16 protein-coding genes are annotated in these 13,949 nt (G+C 37.9%); 13 read left to right on the top strand and 3 right to left on the bottom strand.

Annotated features, from left to right (window positions below; genetic code table 11):
* Positions 1–87: 87 nt before the first annotated feature.
* From metK to PKC55_RS04875, 4 genes are all read left to right on the top strand, one after another.
* Positions 88–1,356 carry a methionine adenosyltransferase gene (gene metK / locus PKC55_RS04890; RefSeq protein ID WP_291126380.1) on the top strand — a complete coding sequence of 423 codons (1,269 nt, stop codon included), beginning with the start codon at positions 88–90 and terminating at the stop codon, positions 1,354–1,356.
* Positions 1,357–1,455: 99 nt separating this feature from the next.
* On the top strand, positions 1,456–2,295 hold the full coding sequence (locus PKC55_RS04885) for a DUF4271 domain-containing protein (protein ID WP_291029397.1): 840 nt from the start codon (positions 1,456–1,458) through the stop codon (positions 2,293–2,295).
* On the top strand, positions 2,292–3,050 hold the full coding sequence (locus PKC55_RS04880; RefSeq protein ID WP_135103772.1) for a uroporphyrinogen-III synthase: 759 nt from the start codon (positions 2,292–2,294) through the stop codon (positions 3,048–3,050). The genes PKC55_RS04885 and PKC55_RS04880 overlap by 4 nt, the downstream gene beginning before the upstream one ends.
* A 62-nt stretch (positions 3,051–3,112) precedes the next feature.
* A complete protein-coding gene (locus tag PKC55_RS04875) occupies positions 3,113–3,811 on the top strand; it encodes a M48 family metallopeptidase (protein WP_291126382.1) in 699 nt (232 codons plus the stop codon).
* Between the two features lies 1 nt (position 3,812).
* Here the strand turns inward: PKC55_RS04875 and cdd are convergent, their stop codons facing one another.
* Positions 3,813–4,295 carry a cytidine deaminase gene (gene cdd / locus PKC55_RS04870; protein WP_291126384.1) on the bottom strand — a complete coding sequence of 161 codons (483 nt, stop codon included), beginning with the start codon at positions 4,293–4,295 and terminating at the stop codon, positions 3,813–3,815.
* A 35-nt stretch (positions 4,296–4,330) separates the two neighbouring features.
* Here cdd and PKC55_RS04865 point away from each other — a divergent pair, with 35 nt between their 5' ends.
* From PKC55_RS04865 to trmD, 5 genes are all read left to right on the top strand, one after another.
* Positions 4,331–5,269, top strand: a complete 939-nt coding sequence (locus PKC55_RS04865; protein WP_252637672.1) for a glucosaminidase domain-containing protein — start codon at positions 4,331–4,333, stop codon at positions 5,267–5,269.
* A 151-nt stretch (positions 5,270–5,420) separates the two neighbouring features.
* Positions 5,421–6,701: a DUF4468 domain-containing protein gene (locus PKC55_RS04860; protein ID WP_324372100.1), complete on the top strand. Its 1,281-nt coding sequence runs from the start codon at positions 5,421–5,423 to the stop codon at positions 6,699–6,701.
* Positions 6,702–6,707: 6 nt separating this feature from the next.
* Positions 6,708–7,472, top strand: coding sequence for an SDR family oxidoreductase (locus PKC55_RS04855; protein ID WP_291125870.1), 765 nt, complete (start codon positions 6,708–6,710; stop codon positions 7,470–7,472).
* A gap of 234 nt (positions 7,473–7,706) precedes the next feature.
* The gene (locus tag PKC55_RS04850) at positions 7,707–8,618 is read left to right on the top strand and encodes an EamA family transporter (protein WP_324372097.1); all 912 of its coding nucleotides are present in this window, start codon (positions 7,707–7,709) and stop codon (positions 8,616–8,618) included.
* 422 nt (positions 8,619–9,040) lie between these two features.
* A complete protein-coding gene (gene trmD / locus PKC55_RS04845) occupies positions 9,041–9,724 on the top strand; it encodes a tRNA (guanosine(37)-N1)-methyltransferase TrmD (protein ID WP_283686250.1) in 684 nt (227 codons plus the stop codon).
* On the opposite strand, the gene PKC55_RS04840 is transcribed toward trmD, so the two are convergent.
* Positions 9,721–10,539: a hypothetical protein gene (locus tag PKC55_RS04840; protein ID WP_283686251.1), complete on the bottom strand. Its 819-nt coding sequence runs from the start codon at positions 10,537–10,539 to the stop codon at positions 9,721–9,723. The genes trmD and PKC55_RS04840 overlap by 4 nt on opposite strands.
* Positions 10,536–11,129 (bottom strand): RNA polymerase sigma factor, encoded by a 594-nt coding sequence (locus tag PKC55_RS04835; protein WP_252637678.1) that lies wholly within the window; start codon positions 11,127–11,129, stop codon positions 10,536–10,538. The genes PKC55_RS04840 and PKC55_RS04835 overlap by 4 nt, the downstream gene beginning before the upstream one ends.
* Before the next feature lie 170 nt (positions 11,130–11,299).
* Here PKC55_RS04835 and PKC55_RS04830 point away from each other — a divergent pair, with 170 nt between their 5' ends.
* The 4 genes from PKC55_RS04830 (at position 11,300) to rny (ending at position 13,919) form a co-directional block, all read left to right on the top strand.
* On the top strand, positions 11,300–11,497 hold the full coding sequence (locus tag PKC55_RS04830; RefSeq protein WP_006842379.1) for a winged helix-turn-helix domain-containing protein: 198 nt from the start codon (positions 11,300–11,302) through the stop codon (positions 11,495–11,497).
* Between the two features lie 160 nt (positions 11,498–11,657).
* Positions 11,658–11,954, top strand: coding sequence for a coiled-coil domain-containing protein (locus tag PKC55_RS04825; protein ID WP_135103781.1), 297 nt, complete (start codon positions 11,658–11,660; stop codon positions 11,952–11,954).
* A gap of 15 nt (positions 11,955–11,969) precedes the next feature.
* On the top strand, positions 11,970–12,275 hold the full coding sequence (gene zapA / locus PKC55_RS04820) for a cell division protein ZapA (protein ID WP_006842381.1): 306 nt from the start codon (positions 11,970–11,972) through the stop codon (positions 12,273–12,275).
* A gap of 114 nt (positions 12,276–12,389) precedes the next feature.
* Positions 12,390–13,919, top strand: coding sequence for a ribonuclease Y (gene rny / locus PKC55_RS04815; RefSeq protein WP_006842382.1), 1,530 nt, complete (start codon positions 12,390–12,392; stop codon positions 13,917–13,919).
* The last annotated feature ends 30 nt before the right edge of the window (positions 13,920–13,949 follow it).

The raw sequence follows: 13,949 nt of genomic DNA, 5'->3' as shown, positions 1-13,949 counted from the left end.
TGCAACCACATGAAAAAATGCTAAACCATTTTCTGCACTGCATTATAATACATATCTTCCTGTTTTTATTACAATAAAACAATATTTATGAGTTATTTATTTACATCTGAATCTGTATCAGAAGGTCACCCTGATAAAGTGGCAGATCAGATATCAGACTCCTTATTGGACGAATTCTTGGCCTATGATGCTGATTCGAAGGTCGCATGCGAAACATTGGTAACTACCGGACAGGTGGTTTTGGCAGGAGAAGTAAAATCAAAAGCATATATTGATATTCCCGAAACGGCACGTAAAGTGATCGAGCGTATAGGGTATACTAAAAGTGAATACCAGTTTGAGGCTCAATCTTGCGGGGTGCTGTCTGCCATACATGAGCAATCCGATGATATCAACAGAGGTGTTGATGGAAAATCCGATCCGATGGATCAGGGAGCGGGAGATCAGGGTATGATGTTTGGCTACGCAACAAACGAAACAGACAATTATATGCCATTAGCACTAGACTTGTCTCATGCATTGTTGAGAGAATTAGCCGTTATACGCAAAAATGAATTGCATTTGATGCCATACCTTCGTCCTGATGCCAAATCGCAGGTAACGATCGAGTATGATGATAATGGCACGCCTTTGAGAATAGATACTATCGTTATTTCTACTCAGCATGATGATTTTGCTGACGACGAGGCAATGCAAGCTAAAATAAAAGAAGATGTGATCAATATCCTTATACCTCGTGTGAAGGAGAAGTATAAGTTCAGAGATGATATTACGAAGCTCTTTACAACGGATATTACTTATCATGTAAACCCTACCGGACGTTTTGTTATAGGAGGGCCTCATGGAGATACCGGCCTGACAGGACGTAAAATCATAGTTGATACTTACGGAGGTAAAGGTGCGCATGGCGGTGGTGCTTTTTCGGGTAAAGATCCTTCAAAAGTAGACCGTTCGGCTGCTTATGCGGCACGTCATATTGCAAAAAACCTTGTTGCTGCCGGTGTGTCTTCCGAAATACTTGTTCAGGTATCGTATGCGATCGGTGTTGCCAAACCTATGAATATTTATGTAAATACATATGGCAAGGGTACCGTAAATCTTTCGGATGGAGAGATAGCGGTTAAGGTAGAGGAGCTGTTCGACATGCGACCAAAAGCAATCGAACAACGCCTGAAATTACGCAATCCTATCTATGCTGAGACTGCTGCTTATGGGCATATGGGGCGTGAGCCGGAAACCGTAACTAAACATTTTCAATCACGCTACAATCCTCAGGGAATGACTCGCGAAGTAGAGTTGTTTACATGGGAGAAGCTAGACTATGTAGATGTGATAAAGAAAGAGTTTAATCTGTAATATAATAATATAGCACATACTTGTTCTGCAATAGAGCAAGTATGTGCTTTCAACTATATAAGAGCTTTGATTAACGATACAGTACCATACATAGGTGTAATGAAAGATAGTGTCTTGTTGCAGGATACTATCTATATTCATCGTTTTTCATTAAATCCAGTAGAAGGTGAGATTGTGAATATGACTAACAAACAATTATATTCTGCTCATCAAGATAGCATTGGAGATGTTGTAAGATATTCCGGCGATCTTCTGCCTTTCAATCTGGAACAAGTAGATGGGATTTTCTGCCTGTTGCTTTTATGCTTATTTCTTTTTACATATATATATAGTGGCGGGTTATCTTTCTTGAAAGAGAGTATCTCCTTCCTGTTTACTCCTGTAAAGGCCTCAAGAATACATAGTCAGACTACATCGAGGGAAATGATATATAGCTATTTCCTTATCTTTCAGTCTGCTGTTTTATCTGCAATATGTATTTATGATGTTTTTGTAGAGTATGAATCTTCTGTGCAAAGCAATAGTAAAGCTTTTCTGACTATTGTCACATTTATCGTTGCCATAGCTTTGTTTTTTGGAATCAAAGATTTTATTTACAAACTGATAGGTTATATCTTTAATCAGAAGAAAGCGATGAATTCGTGGCGAAGAATGCATATGGTGTCCATCGAGGTGCTGGGGATACTATATTTTCTGCCTACGTTGCTCTTGATTTATTCTAATTTTTATCATACTGAGATATTAATACTTATATTAATACTCTTCTTAATTGTTCAAATAACACTTTTTTATCAAATAATAGTCTTTTTTATTGGTCAAAAATTTAACTTTTTGTATTTGATTGCCTACCTTTGCACCTTTGAAATATTACCTTATGTGTATTTAGCGATAGGATTGATTCAATTATATAGAACCGACGTATTTAACACACTATTATGACCTTGAAAGTAAAGAAGATATTAATCTCTCAACCTGCTCCGACAACAGAGAAATCGCCTTACTTTGATATTGCCGAGAAATATCATGTGCAAATGGATTTTCGTCCGTTTATTCGTGTAGATGGCATTGATGTAAAAGAGTTTAGGCAACAGCGTATTAATATACAAGATTATACAGCAGTCGTTTTTACAGCAAGGATTGCAATAGATCATTTCTTCTCTCTGTGTGAGGAACTTAGAGTAACAATGCCCGAAACAATGAAATATTTTTGTATATCGGAAGCAGTCGCTTTGTATCTGCAAAAATATATTGTTTACAGAAAGCGCAAGATATTCTTTAGTGCAACAGGTAAGATGGATGGTCTGGCAACAGCTTTAACAAAACACAACAAAGAAAAATTTATTGTACCTGTCTCGGATGTACATACAGAAGACCTTACGGCAGTATTGGACGAGAAAAAAGTTGATTATACAAAATCAGTGATGTACAGAACAGTTAGTAATGAAATAACCGAGTCTGAGATCTTATCTTACGATATGATGATATTTTTTACTCCGGCCGGTATTGTTTCTTTATTTAAGAATATGCCTAATTTTGAACAAGGAGAGAGGGCTATCGGCTGTTTTGGTACCGCTACCGCAAAAGCTGTTCGCGATGCGGGTTTGAGGCTCGATTGTGAAGCTCCGCTTCCGGGCATGCCATCTATGACGGCTGCATTAGAAGCGTTTATAAAGGAAAATCATAAAGCCAAATAGGTTTGAAGCAAATAAAATATAAAGCTTAACTTTTGGGTTAAGCTTTTTTTATATCATTTCTGATGGTTATTGTAGATAAAGATTTGGGGGAAATAAGGCTTGTTAAGAATGCAAGAGCCAAAAGGATAATCGTTCGAAAAAAAGATGGTTATCTACAACTTACATATCCACCATCAGTAAGTATGTCCTTTGTAGAGAAGACTATTCGTGATATGAAGCCTCGTCTGATGTCGTTAGTGGAAAAAAAGACTACCCGTATTTTATTTACTCCCGATATAGAATTTAACACCTTTAGTTTTACCTTGAAGTTGATTACCGGAACATCGACCAAGAATTATTATATGAGTCTGAAAGAAGGCATACTATCCATCTCATGTCCGGCTGATATAAATTACAATGGTTCAACAGTTCAATCGACAATAAAAGGATTTGTAGAAAAAGCCCTTCGCTATGAGGCAAACAGGCTATTTCCTGCAAAAGTGAAATCATTTGCAGAAAGGTACGGTTTTAAATATACCGAAGTAAAGATTAATAAGAGTCGTACCCGATGGGGAAGCTGTTCATCAAAGAAGACAATAAACCTGTCGTTTTACTGTATGCTCTTACCTGAATACCTTGTGGATTTTGTAATCTTGCACGAACTATGCCATACGGTAGAAATGAATCATGGAGAACGTTTTTGGCAATTGCTGGATAAAGTATCGGATGATAAAGCAAAAGAGTTGACAAAGGCTTTAAAAGACCATAAAACAATGTTATAAATTAGTCGTCTAGCGATTCCTTCCCAAATCCTACAGGAAGAAGTGCTTTGGCAGATTTTAATTCATAGATTTTACTTTCACCGTACAATATTACTCTCATTGGGGAACTATGTCTATTCTCTGTTTCTAACAAAACTTGTCTGCAACCGCCACACGGGCTACAAGGGTTTACAGTAAAGGCTCCGTCATGACAAGCGGCAACAGCAATTGCTTCAATCGAAGCCTCCGGATATTGTGCATTTGCATAAAACACAGCAACCCGTTCGGCACATAACCCTGAAGGGTAAGCTGCATTTTCCTGATTGTTGCCCGTAACAATTTTTCCATTGGAAAGAAGAACTGCCGCTCCTACATGAAAGCCTGAGTAGGGCGCATATGCTTTTTCTGCAACCGCTTTAGCCTCTATTATAAGTTTTTTTATACTTTCGGTAGCCTCTTCAAAGGTGTAAACGAGTATCTTTGTTGTTAAATTTAAATTTTCCATTTTATTACTGTTACAAATAAAATACTTCTAAATATATGAAAAAAGCAAATAGCTCGGATATATCTCTCAAATTTATTATCCTTTCTGTACTTGTTTTTCTGTCTACTACATCTGCCTATTCTCAGGCAAAACGATACAAGATATACGAAGAGTATATTGAGACTTACAAAGGCATAGCTGTAGATCACATGAGAAAATATAAAATTCCGGCAAGTATAACGCTCGCTCAGGGGTTGTTAGAATCAGGTGCGGGTAAAAGTGCTTTGACTAAAAATTCGAATAATCACTTTGGTATTAAGTGTCACAACGATTGGACAGGAGGAAAAGTCTATCAAGCGGATGATACCCCGAATGATTGTTTCAGAAAATATAAAAGAGCTGAAGATTCATTTGAAGATCATTCGAGATTTCTAGCCGATAAACCACGATATAAAAGTCTGTTTGCTTTGGAAATTACTGATTATAGAGGATGGGCAAAAGGATTGCAGCAAGCAGGCTATGCAACTGATAAAGCTTATGCGAACAAACTGATAAAGCTAATTGAAGATTATGAGCTTTACCAACACGATAAAAGAGGATTCTCCAAGGAGAAAATAAGAGAAATAGAAGAGACTCAGGTAAGAAATAAAGAATATCGTCATATTCCATATAAAACACACAACCTGGTTTATGTGATAGCAGAAGCGGGTGATACGTACGAGGGTATTGCGGGCGAATTTGATTTTAAGCCAAAAGACTTGTATAAGTACAATGAAGTACCCGAAGGCTTCCCTTTGAAGGCAGGTGATTTGGTCTATTTTGAGAAAAAAAAATCGAAAGCCGATAAACCATATTATGAGCACGAAGTTCAGGTGGGAGAGTCTATGTATAGTATTTCTCAGCTGTATGGTATCAAGGTGAAAAACTTGTACAAAATGAACAAAAAAGATTTTGAATATGTCCCTACCGAAGGAGATGTCTTAAAACTAAGATAAATTTTATAATACAGTAAAGAAAAGAATGAATATAGACTAAAATGGTATTGACAGTAACCGATCGATACCATTTTTTTTGTTTTAATATTCTATTGTCTTGTTTCTGAAATTATACTACTTTTATGGTATATAACATAATAACTCTGATAAAATGAAAAATAGTCTTCTGTTTTTTTTATGTGCAATGTTCTCGTTGGTAGTAAGTGCACAAGACAACCCGAAATATCTAGTAGGAGCTGTACCCGAAGTGGACGGTAAGATTGTTTTTTCGAAGAAGATACCTGTAAAGGGACAAATCTCCGACGAACAGCTTTTTTCATTGATGGAAAAATGGGCAATAAACAACTATGATAATGCACAGACTGATGAGAAAGATTTGAATAATCGGGTTCTGCTAAGTAAGGCTGACGATAAAATGATCGCATGTTTTGGAGAGAAATATCTTGAGTTTAAGCGAAGTTCTCTTGTGCTTGATCGGGCTAAGATGATTTATCAGTTGATCTTGGAAACGAAAGATGGAGCATGCGAAGTAACGTTGAGAAATATAAAATATAGCTATTCTGATAGTAAGAAACTGCTTCCGGCTGAGGAGATGATCTCCGACAAAATAGCTCTCAACAAAAAAGGAGATAAACTAAATCGCTATTATGATAAATTCAGAATACATACTGTAGATTCTGTAAACAGCATATACAAATCTATAGACATTTATCTGAACGGTATAAATACAACAGGTGCAACAACCTCATTGCAAGCAGAGGCGAAAACTTATTCAGCTCCTGCAGTACCACAAAAAGAAAGTCCGGTAGAAGTGCCTTTAGCCGCTGCCGCTCAATCTATACCTGATCCTGTTCAGGTTGCGGCATCGATTCCGGTAACATCTAATAATACTCCGCAAACGATTGCCGCTGGTGCGGTTGCTACAATGGAAGGATTCAGGCAGATAACGCCCGATAAAATACCGGGCAATATTATCAAGCTGTTAGGAGATTGGACATTGATCACTTCGGGTACTGCCGATCAAATGAATGTGATGACTGCCTCGTGGGGTGGACTTGGTACATTCTGGGAAAAGCCTGTATCATTCTGTTTTCTCAATCCTTCACGCTACTCGGTACAAACAATGGATAAAGGTGAGACCTATACAATATCTTTTTACACTGAAGCGTATAAAGATGCTTTGCGTTATTGCGGTTCGGTAAGTGGGCGTACTACAGATAAAATAAAAGGATCGGGATTGACACCGATCAAAACTCCATCAGGTGCTACAGCATTTGCTGAAGCCTGGATGATCTTTGAATGTAAGAAAATAGTAGCGCAGCCAATTACTCCGGAAGCTGTAGTTGATAAATCTTTACCTAACAAAGATTGGAGTAAAAGCGGATATCATAAAATGTATATCGGTGAAATATTGAATGTTTGGATTAAATAAACTCAAATGAAAAAAATAGCATTAATAACCGGTGCAACGTCCGGTTTGGGCAAGGCAATTGCTTTGCGGCTCGGCAAGGAAGGGTATAACCTTATTATTACCGGACGAAGAAAGGATAAATTAGAAGAACTGGATAAAGAAATAAGCATAAACTATGGTTCTACGGTTCTCCCTCTATGCTTTGATGTAAGAAAATACGATGAGGTAGAGGCTGCTTTGGGTAACCTTCCCGAAAAATGGAAAAATATCGATGTCCTTGTCAATAATGCGGGGCTTGCTGTAGGGTTAGACCCAATTTATAAAGGCCAAGTTGATGACTGGGAAAGAATGATAGATACAAATGTCAAAGGTTTGTTGTATGTTACTCGGGTGGTTACTCCCGTTATGGTAGAACGTTGCTCGGGGCATATAATCAATATAGGGTCTATTGCCGGAAAGGCTGTTTATCCGAATGGTGCTGTATATTGTGCGACTAAGTATGCCGTGAATGCATTGCATCAAGGTATGCGTATGGATCTGCTGCCTTATAATATTCGGGTGACTCAGATTTGTCCCGGAGCTGTGGAAACGGAATTCTCGTTAGTTCGCTTCAAAGGAGACAAAGGTCGTGCCGATCAGGTATATACCGGTTATGAGAATTTGGTTGCTGACGATATTGCTGAATCTGTTTATTTTGCCATATCACAACCTCCGCATGTAGATATTCAGGATATGCTGGTGATGCCTACGGCACAAGCTACAGGGAATATGTTCCATAAAAAGGAGAAGTAGGAAGAGCAGAGCATAAAAGGCGTAGTTTCTTGTTGTAAAGAAATATATAAACTTTCCGATGTGTTTTGCATGAAGAAATAAATATTGTAATTTTGCAGTACCAAAGCGTATATAATAAGTCTTGAGTTTATTGTATGCGAACGAAAATGTAAATGGAGGGGGTATCCGAAAAAGGGTATTCCTTTTTTTTGTGTTTACCTCTGAGGTATAATGATTTAGAACTTAACATAAATAATGGATCAAAGAATAAAAGGCGGATTGTTAGTGTTTATTGGAGCGGCAAGCTTCGGGCTGCTTTCCACTATCGTAAAATTTGCATATGCCGAAGGTTACACACTCGGCGAAATCACAGGAACGCAATCTTTCTCGGGAATGGTCATTTTATGGCTATTGTATTTTATTACCAAATCGGTAAAGAAAGGTGATAAAAAAGAAACGATTGATAATACCCAACCTAATACTAAATGGTGGAAAATAGTGATTGCCGGAAGCTTTACGGGGCTGGTTGGTATATTCTATTACCAATGTGTGAAACTATTGCCTGCATCGCTCGCTATTATATTGCTGATGCAGTATCTGTGGATAAGTATGGTTATAGAGGCTGTGGTTTTCAGGAAGAAACCCGGACGTAAGCAATTGCTGTTACTTGGCATTGTTTTGATAGGGACACTGCTTGCCGGTGGAATATTCAGTCAGGAAATTATGCTCAATTTCAAAGGAGTCGTTTTCGGCTTGCTGGCGGCTACTAGTTATGCTATTTTCTTGATGACAAGCGGACGTGTAGGTAACGATCAGCCTGTACTGAAAAAGAGCGCTTTGATGATTACCGGATCATGCGTTATTACATGGATAATTTTTCCTCCATTGTTCTTCTTTAATGGAGTGTATTTCGGTGGGCTTGTTTTTTGGGGGCTGGCATTGGCTCTGTTGGGTACGGTAGTTCCTCCTCTTTTCTTTTCTATGGGTATGCCCCGTGTGGGTGTCTCGATAGGTGCAATCCTTAGTGCTGTCGAGTTGCCTGTCGCAATATCATCTTCGGCGTTTATATTGCAAGAATCGGTAGATGTATTTCGCTGGCTCGGAGTAGCCCTCATTTTGTTGGCTATAGTGGCTACAAATATTAGAACAAAAGGAATAAGCGGTTGAGTGTAATTTAAACTACAGTATAGGAAGAAAAGTAATAATGAGAGTTTATAGTTTATATGAAAAAGATTATCTATTATAAACGCTCTTTGATTTATTGGATCGTAAAAAAGGAATTGTTGTCGCATTCGTTCTCATCTATTCTTTTTAATCACAGAGTAAAAATAGTAATACGGAGTTTCTTGCGTCGTTCCTAAAGCATGAGAACAACGTATAGTATTAATTATTATTGACTTCTTCGAAAGAAGAAAAAGTGACAAATAAAAACAACTTAAAAAGTGTCACTTTTGTCACCTTTTGTCCGTAATGTATTGATTATTTGCATTGTGCTGTTTTGTGCATTTGTCACTTTTTTACTTATATCCCGGGCTCTTATTTATTAATTGAAAGAAAACTCTACCTTTGCAATTCATTTTACTATAAGTATGCGCATAGATATAATAAGTGTTTTGCCTGAAATGTTTACAGGTCTTTTGGATTGTTCTATTCTTAAGAGAGCTCAAGACAAAAGCTTAGTAGAAATAGTTGTTCACAATCTTCGTGATTATACAACGAACAAACACCGACGTGTGGATGATTATCCTTTCGGGGGCGAAGCAGGCATGGTAATGCAGATAGAACCGATCGATAATGCTATTTCAGCATTAAAGGAACAACGAGTGTACGATGAAGTAATCTATACCTCACCCGATGGAGAAGTATTTGATCAGAAAATAGCAAACCAAATGTCGTCGTATAACAATATTATTATCCTGTGTGGGCATTACAAAGGTATCGATTATCGCGTTCGCGAACATCTGATAACCCGCGAAATATCTATAGGTGATTATGTTCTTACGGGAGGAGAATTGGCTGCTGCTGTTATGGCTGACGCTATTGTCCGGCTTTTACCCGGCGCAATAGGAGATGAACAATCAGCTTTGTCCGATTCTTTTCAGGATAATTTACTGGCTCCGCCTGTCTATACACGTCCGGCAGAATATAAGGGTTGGCGTGTACCTGATATTTTGTTGTCGGGTCATCAGGCTAAGATGGATGAATGGCGCTTGCAGCAAGCTATGGAGCGCACCGAACGTTTGCGTCCTGATTTGCTCGAAAAGAAAGATTAAAATATTACCCTTACCATAACACGCTCAGTGCCAGTAGTCCATTTGGCTCCGTTTTGTATCAGGCGAATAGCTTCATTGTCACAAGTTCCGCAAAGACTTTGTTTTACTTCAAATAGATATGGGCGTCCTTGTTCGTCAACCGAAAATTCAATGGCTACTTTTCCTTTCCTGTCTTTGCACGAATCGTCAGTAGGTCGGCGCATTGCCGTTTTTAAATAGGCATTGTATCTGTTATATCCACCTATTGGTTCAGGTTTCCCTTTCTTTATAGTAAGAGAAGTATTTGCTTCGTCTTTGAAATTCTCGGGCGCATAAACCTCTACCATGCCATCGTCCTCTTGTTGGGATAATACAGTCAGAGCTTCGGTATTGATAGACTCCTCTTTGTCTAGTCTGAACTTGCTTATGTTGGGCTTATATGTTTTGGTTGCTTCGGTATTGTGTTTTGCTATTACAACTATATTCTCTACATAGTATTCCTCAGGTACGTATATGTTGATAATAGAGCTCATGCCTTTATCTTGTGCCTGTAGGTCGTTAGACTCATGGTATCCGATAATCATATATCCGGCTATAGCAAAAATCACAACAGCCGCCGCTGCTACACTTTGCCATATAGGATGATGTTTCTTGATTGTTTTTGTTTTGGCATTCAGGCGTTCCTGTATATTGTTGATACTTGCCAAGTGATCATCATCGATGCTGTCGAAACCTTCTATAGCCTCATACATAAACGGATCTTTCATCGAATCTTTTTCGATCCGATGAGCATCAACGCCTTTCCTTTGTCCTTTTATGTAATCTAAAAAATTCATTCTTTCAGGTTTTTCTCAATGCAGATTTTTAAATTCCTTTTTCCGTTTTGGATATAACTTTTTACACTCTTCAGATGAAATCCAGTTTCATCCACAATCTCAGCATAGGATTTGTCTTCGTAGAAGAACTTCTCCACCGATATGCGCTGAGGTTCGGGAAGCTGCTCCAAGCATTTGTTCAACGCATCTTCTTTGTCTTCATTCGCATTCTCGCTTAATAGATCCAAAATAGGTTCAGATTCCATAAGTTGAGAGTCGAAATTTACTATAATTTCTCTTTTATTTTCTTTTAAAATGTGAAAACAGTGATTTTTAACAACACTATACAGCCAGTTCTTGAAAATCTTTATTTCATAGCCCTGTATTTTTTGTGAGAGGTTCTCAAATATATCTATTACAGCGTCTTGCGATTGTTCGGTGTTTTGCAGATACTTCAGGCACAACCCATAGATGAGAGGTATGTAGCGTTCGTAAAGCTGTTGGAAGTATTCAGCTTTACTCGTATCTTTAAACAGTGACAAAAGTTCTTCGTCACTATACTCCTTTCTCTTATGCAGACTAAAAAAACGCAAGGCAATTATTTTTATCACAAAACTACAAGAATTTGGTTAAAATCCAAATAAATGATCCCTTTAACTACTTTGTCATAATATTATCTATTTGCTAATAAATGTAATATTAAATTGTTGGGGTAGTTAATTTTATGTATTTTTGTAAGTGATAATTAATGATGAGTTTAATTTTTTAACTTACACCCATTATGAAAGAAAAAATTGGAACAAATGCAGGAATCATTTGGACTTATCTTGATGCGGAAGGTAGTAAATCTTTAAAGGAAATCAAGAAAGCCTGCAAACTTACAGAAAAAGACATGTATGCAGCTCTTGGCTGGCTAGCCAGAGAAGGGAAAATTGCGTTTAACGAATTAAAGGACGACTTGCAAGTCGTTTTGCTTTGAAAGACCTAAACAAGCTTACAAAAGAGGGGTGCTTATTACATATAGTAAGTGCCCCTCTTTGTTTTTTTTCGGTATAATGTATTTTTCAATAATTAAGGAGCGTAATAATTTTGTTAATTCGTTGGTATTATCTATTTTTGTGTAGCATTTTGGCTATTATATGACTGAAAATGATGAAAAACTTCTTGCCGAGTTTGAGATAAGAATGAGGCAGTTAATGTATCTCTGTGATATGCTTAAAGAGGAAAATGCACAGATGAAGCAGGAATTGAAGCAAAAAGAAACAGCGATAGAAGCATTATCATTAAAGTTGGATGCGTTAAATGCTAAATATGACAATTTGAAGTTTGCAAAATCTTTTTCGTCAGCAGACCCAGAGGAGAGGATGAATGCTAAAAAACGGTTGTCGAAATTAGTGCGAGATGTAGATAAATGTATCACCATGCTGAAAGCGTAAAAGAAAAATGATGTTATGGATGAGCATTTAATTATTAATCTACGAGTGGCTGATATGAGATACCCTCTTCGTATAAAACGTAGAGATGAGGAAGTTTATCGTAGAGCTGCAGACGAAATAGATTATAAGTTAGTACAATATAAAAATTATTTTACAGGAGTTTCTACTCAGCCGTTGAGGGATGTCGACTATATGGCAATGACATCAATTCAGGCAGTGGCAGAGAAAGTTGAACATCAACTGCGAGCCGAAACTTTCGAGCATAGAATCCAAAGTTTGACAAATGAACTGGATGAATATTTGAAAGCGCAGGTAAAGTAAAGTTTTAAATTGATGATATATAAAGCACTAATTTCAGATATGAGATAAGTTTCATATTTGGGTTGGTGTTTTTTTGTTTATTGAATATAAGTTTTTATCAAAGAAAAATAGAATATGGATATATTATTGTATGGAATTACCTTTCTTGTTGGAGCAATACTGACTTGGGTGGTTTTGAATTTTATGGCGAATTCAAAATTCAAACGTCAAGTAAAAGAGGCGGAACAAGAAGCAGAGGTGATCAAGAAAAATAAACTACTTGAAGTAAAAGAGCAGGCTTTACAGATGAAGTCTGAATTTGAAAAGCAAGTGAATAGTAGGAACTCGAAACTGCAAGCTGCTGAGGCTAAGATTAAGCAACGAGAATTAAGTTTGACCCAGAAGCAGGAAGAGCTTCAACGCAAGCGTAGCGAGGTAGATACAATCAAAACTAATCTAGAGGCTCAATTAGAGGTGATAGATAAGAAAAAGCAAGATCTGGATAAGCTTCACAAACAAGAGGTGGAAAGGCTTGAGGCGTTGTCGGGATTGTCGGCAGAAGAAGTGAAGGAAAAACTGGTAGAAGCTTTGAAAGATGAGGCTCAGTCTCATGCTCAGTCTTATATCAGTGAGATAATGGAAGAGGCTAAAATGACAGCCAATAAAGAAGCTAAGAAGATTGTTATCCAATCTATTCAGCGTGTGGCAACAGAGACTGCAATTGAAAATGCCATAACAGTATTCCATATAGAGTCTGACGAAATAAAAGGTCGTATAATCGGACGTGAAGGACGTAATATTCGTGCATTAGAGGCGGCTACAGGGATTGAAATTGTAGTTGATGATACTCCGGAAGCAATTGTTCTTTCAGGATTTGATCCTGTGAGACGTGAGGTTGCGCGTTTGGCTTTGCATCAGTTGGTTGCAGACGGACGTATTCACCCGGCACGTATCGAGGAGGTTGTAGCCAAAGTGAGAAAGCAAATCGAAGAAGAAATAATAGAAACAGGAAAACGTACGACTATTGACTTAGGTATACATGGTTTGCACCCAGAGTTGATACGCTTAGTTGGTAAGATGAAGTATCGTTCATCTTATGGACAGAACCTGTTGCAGCATGCTCGTGAAACTGCTAATCTTTGTGCGATTATGGCATCCGAGCTAGGGCTGAATGTGAAAAAAGCAAAAAGAGCCGGATTGTTACACGATATAGGTAAAGTTCCAGATGATGAACCGGAACTTCCACACGCTTTGCTTGGTATGAAGTTGGCTGAAAAATATAAAGAAAAAGCCGACGTTTGTAACGCGATAGGATCTCACCACGATGAAGTGGAAATGACAAGCTTATTGGCGCCGATCGTGCAGGTTTGTGATGCGATATCCGGTGCTCGTCCGGGTGCTCGTCGTGAAATTGTTGAGGCTTATATCAAACGTTTGAATGATCTGGAGCAATTAGCTCTTTCGTATCCGGGCGTATTGAAAACTTATGCTATTCAGGCTGGTCGTGAGTTGAGAGTTATAGTTGGAGCAGATAAGATTGATGATGTGGAAACTGAAAAACTATCTGCAGATATCGCTAAACGTATTCAGGATGAGATGACTTATCCGGGACAAGTGAAAATCACTGTCATTCGTGAAACCCGTGCAGTAAGTTACGCTAAATAATAAATTAGACTTAAGATTATAAATGAAGGG

The organism is Dysgonomonas sp., from assembly GCF_035323175.1.
In the GTDB taxonomy this organism is placed as follows: Bacteria; Bacteroidota; Bacteroidia; order Bacteroidales; family Dysgonomonadaceae; genus Dysgonomonas.
The sequence above is the reverse complement of the archived record's forward strand: the minus strand, read 5'-3'. Positions and strand labels throughout refer to the sequence as shown.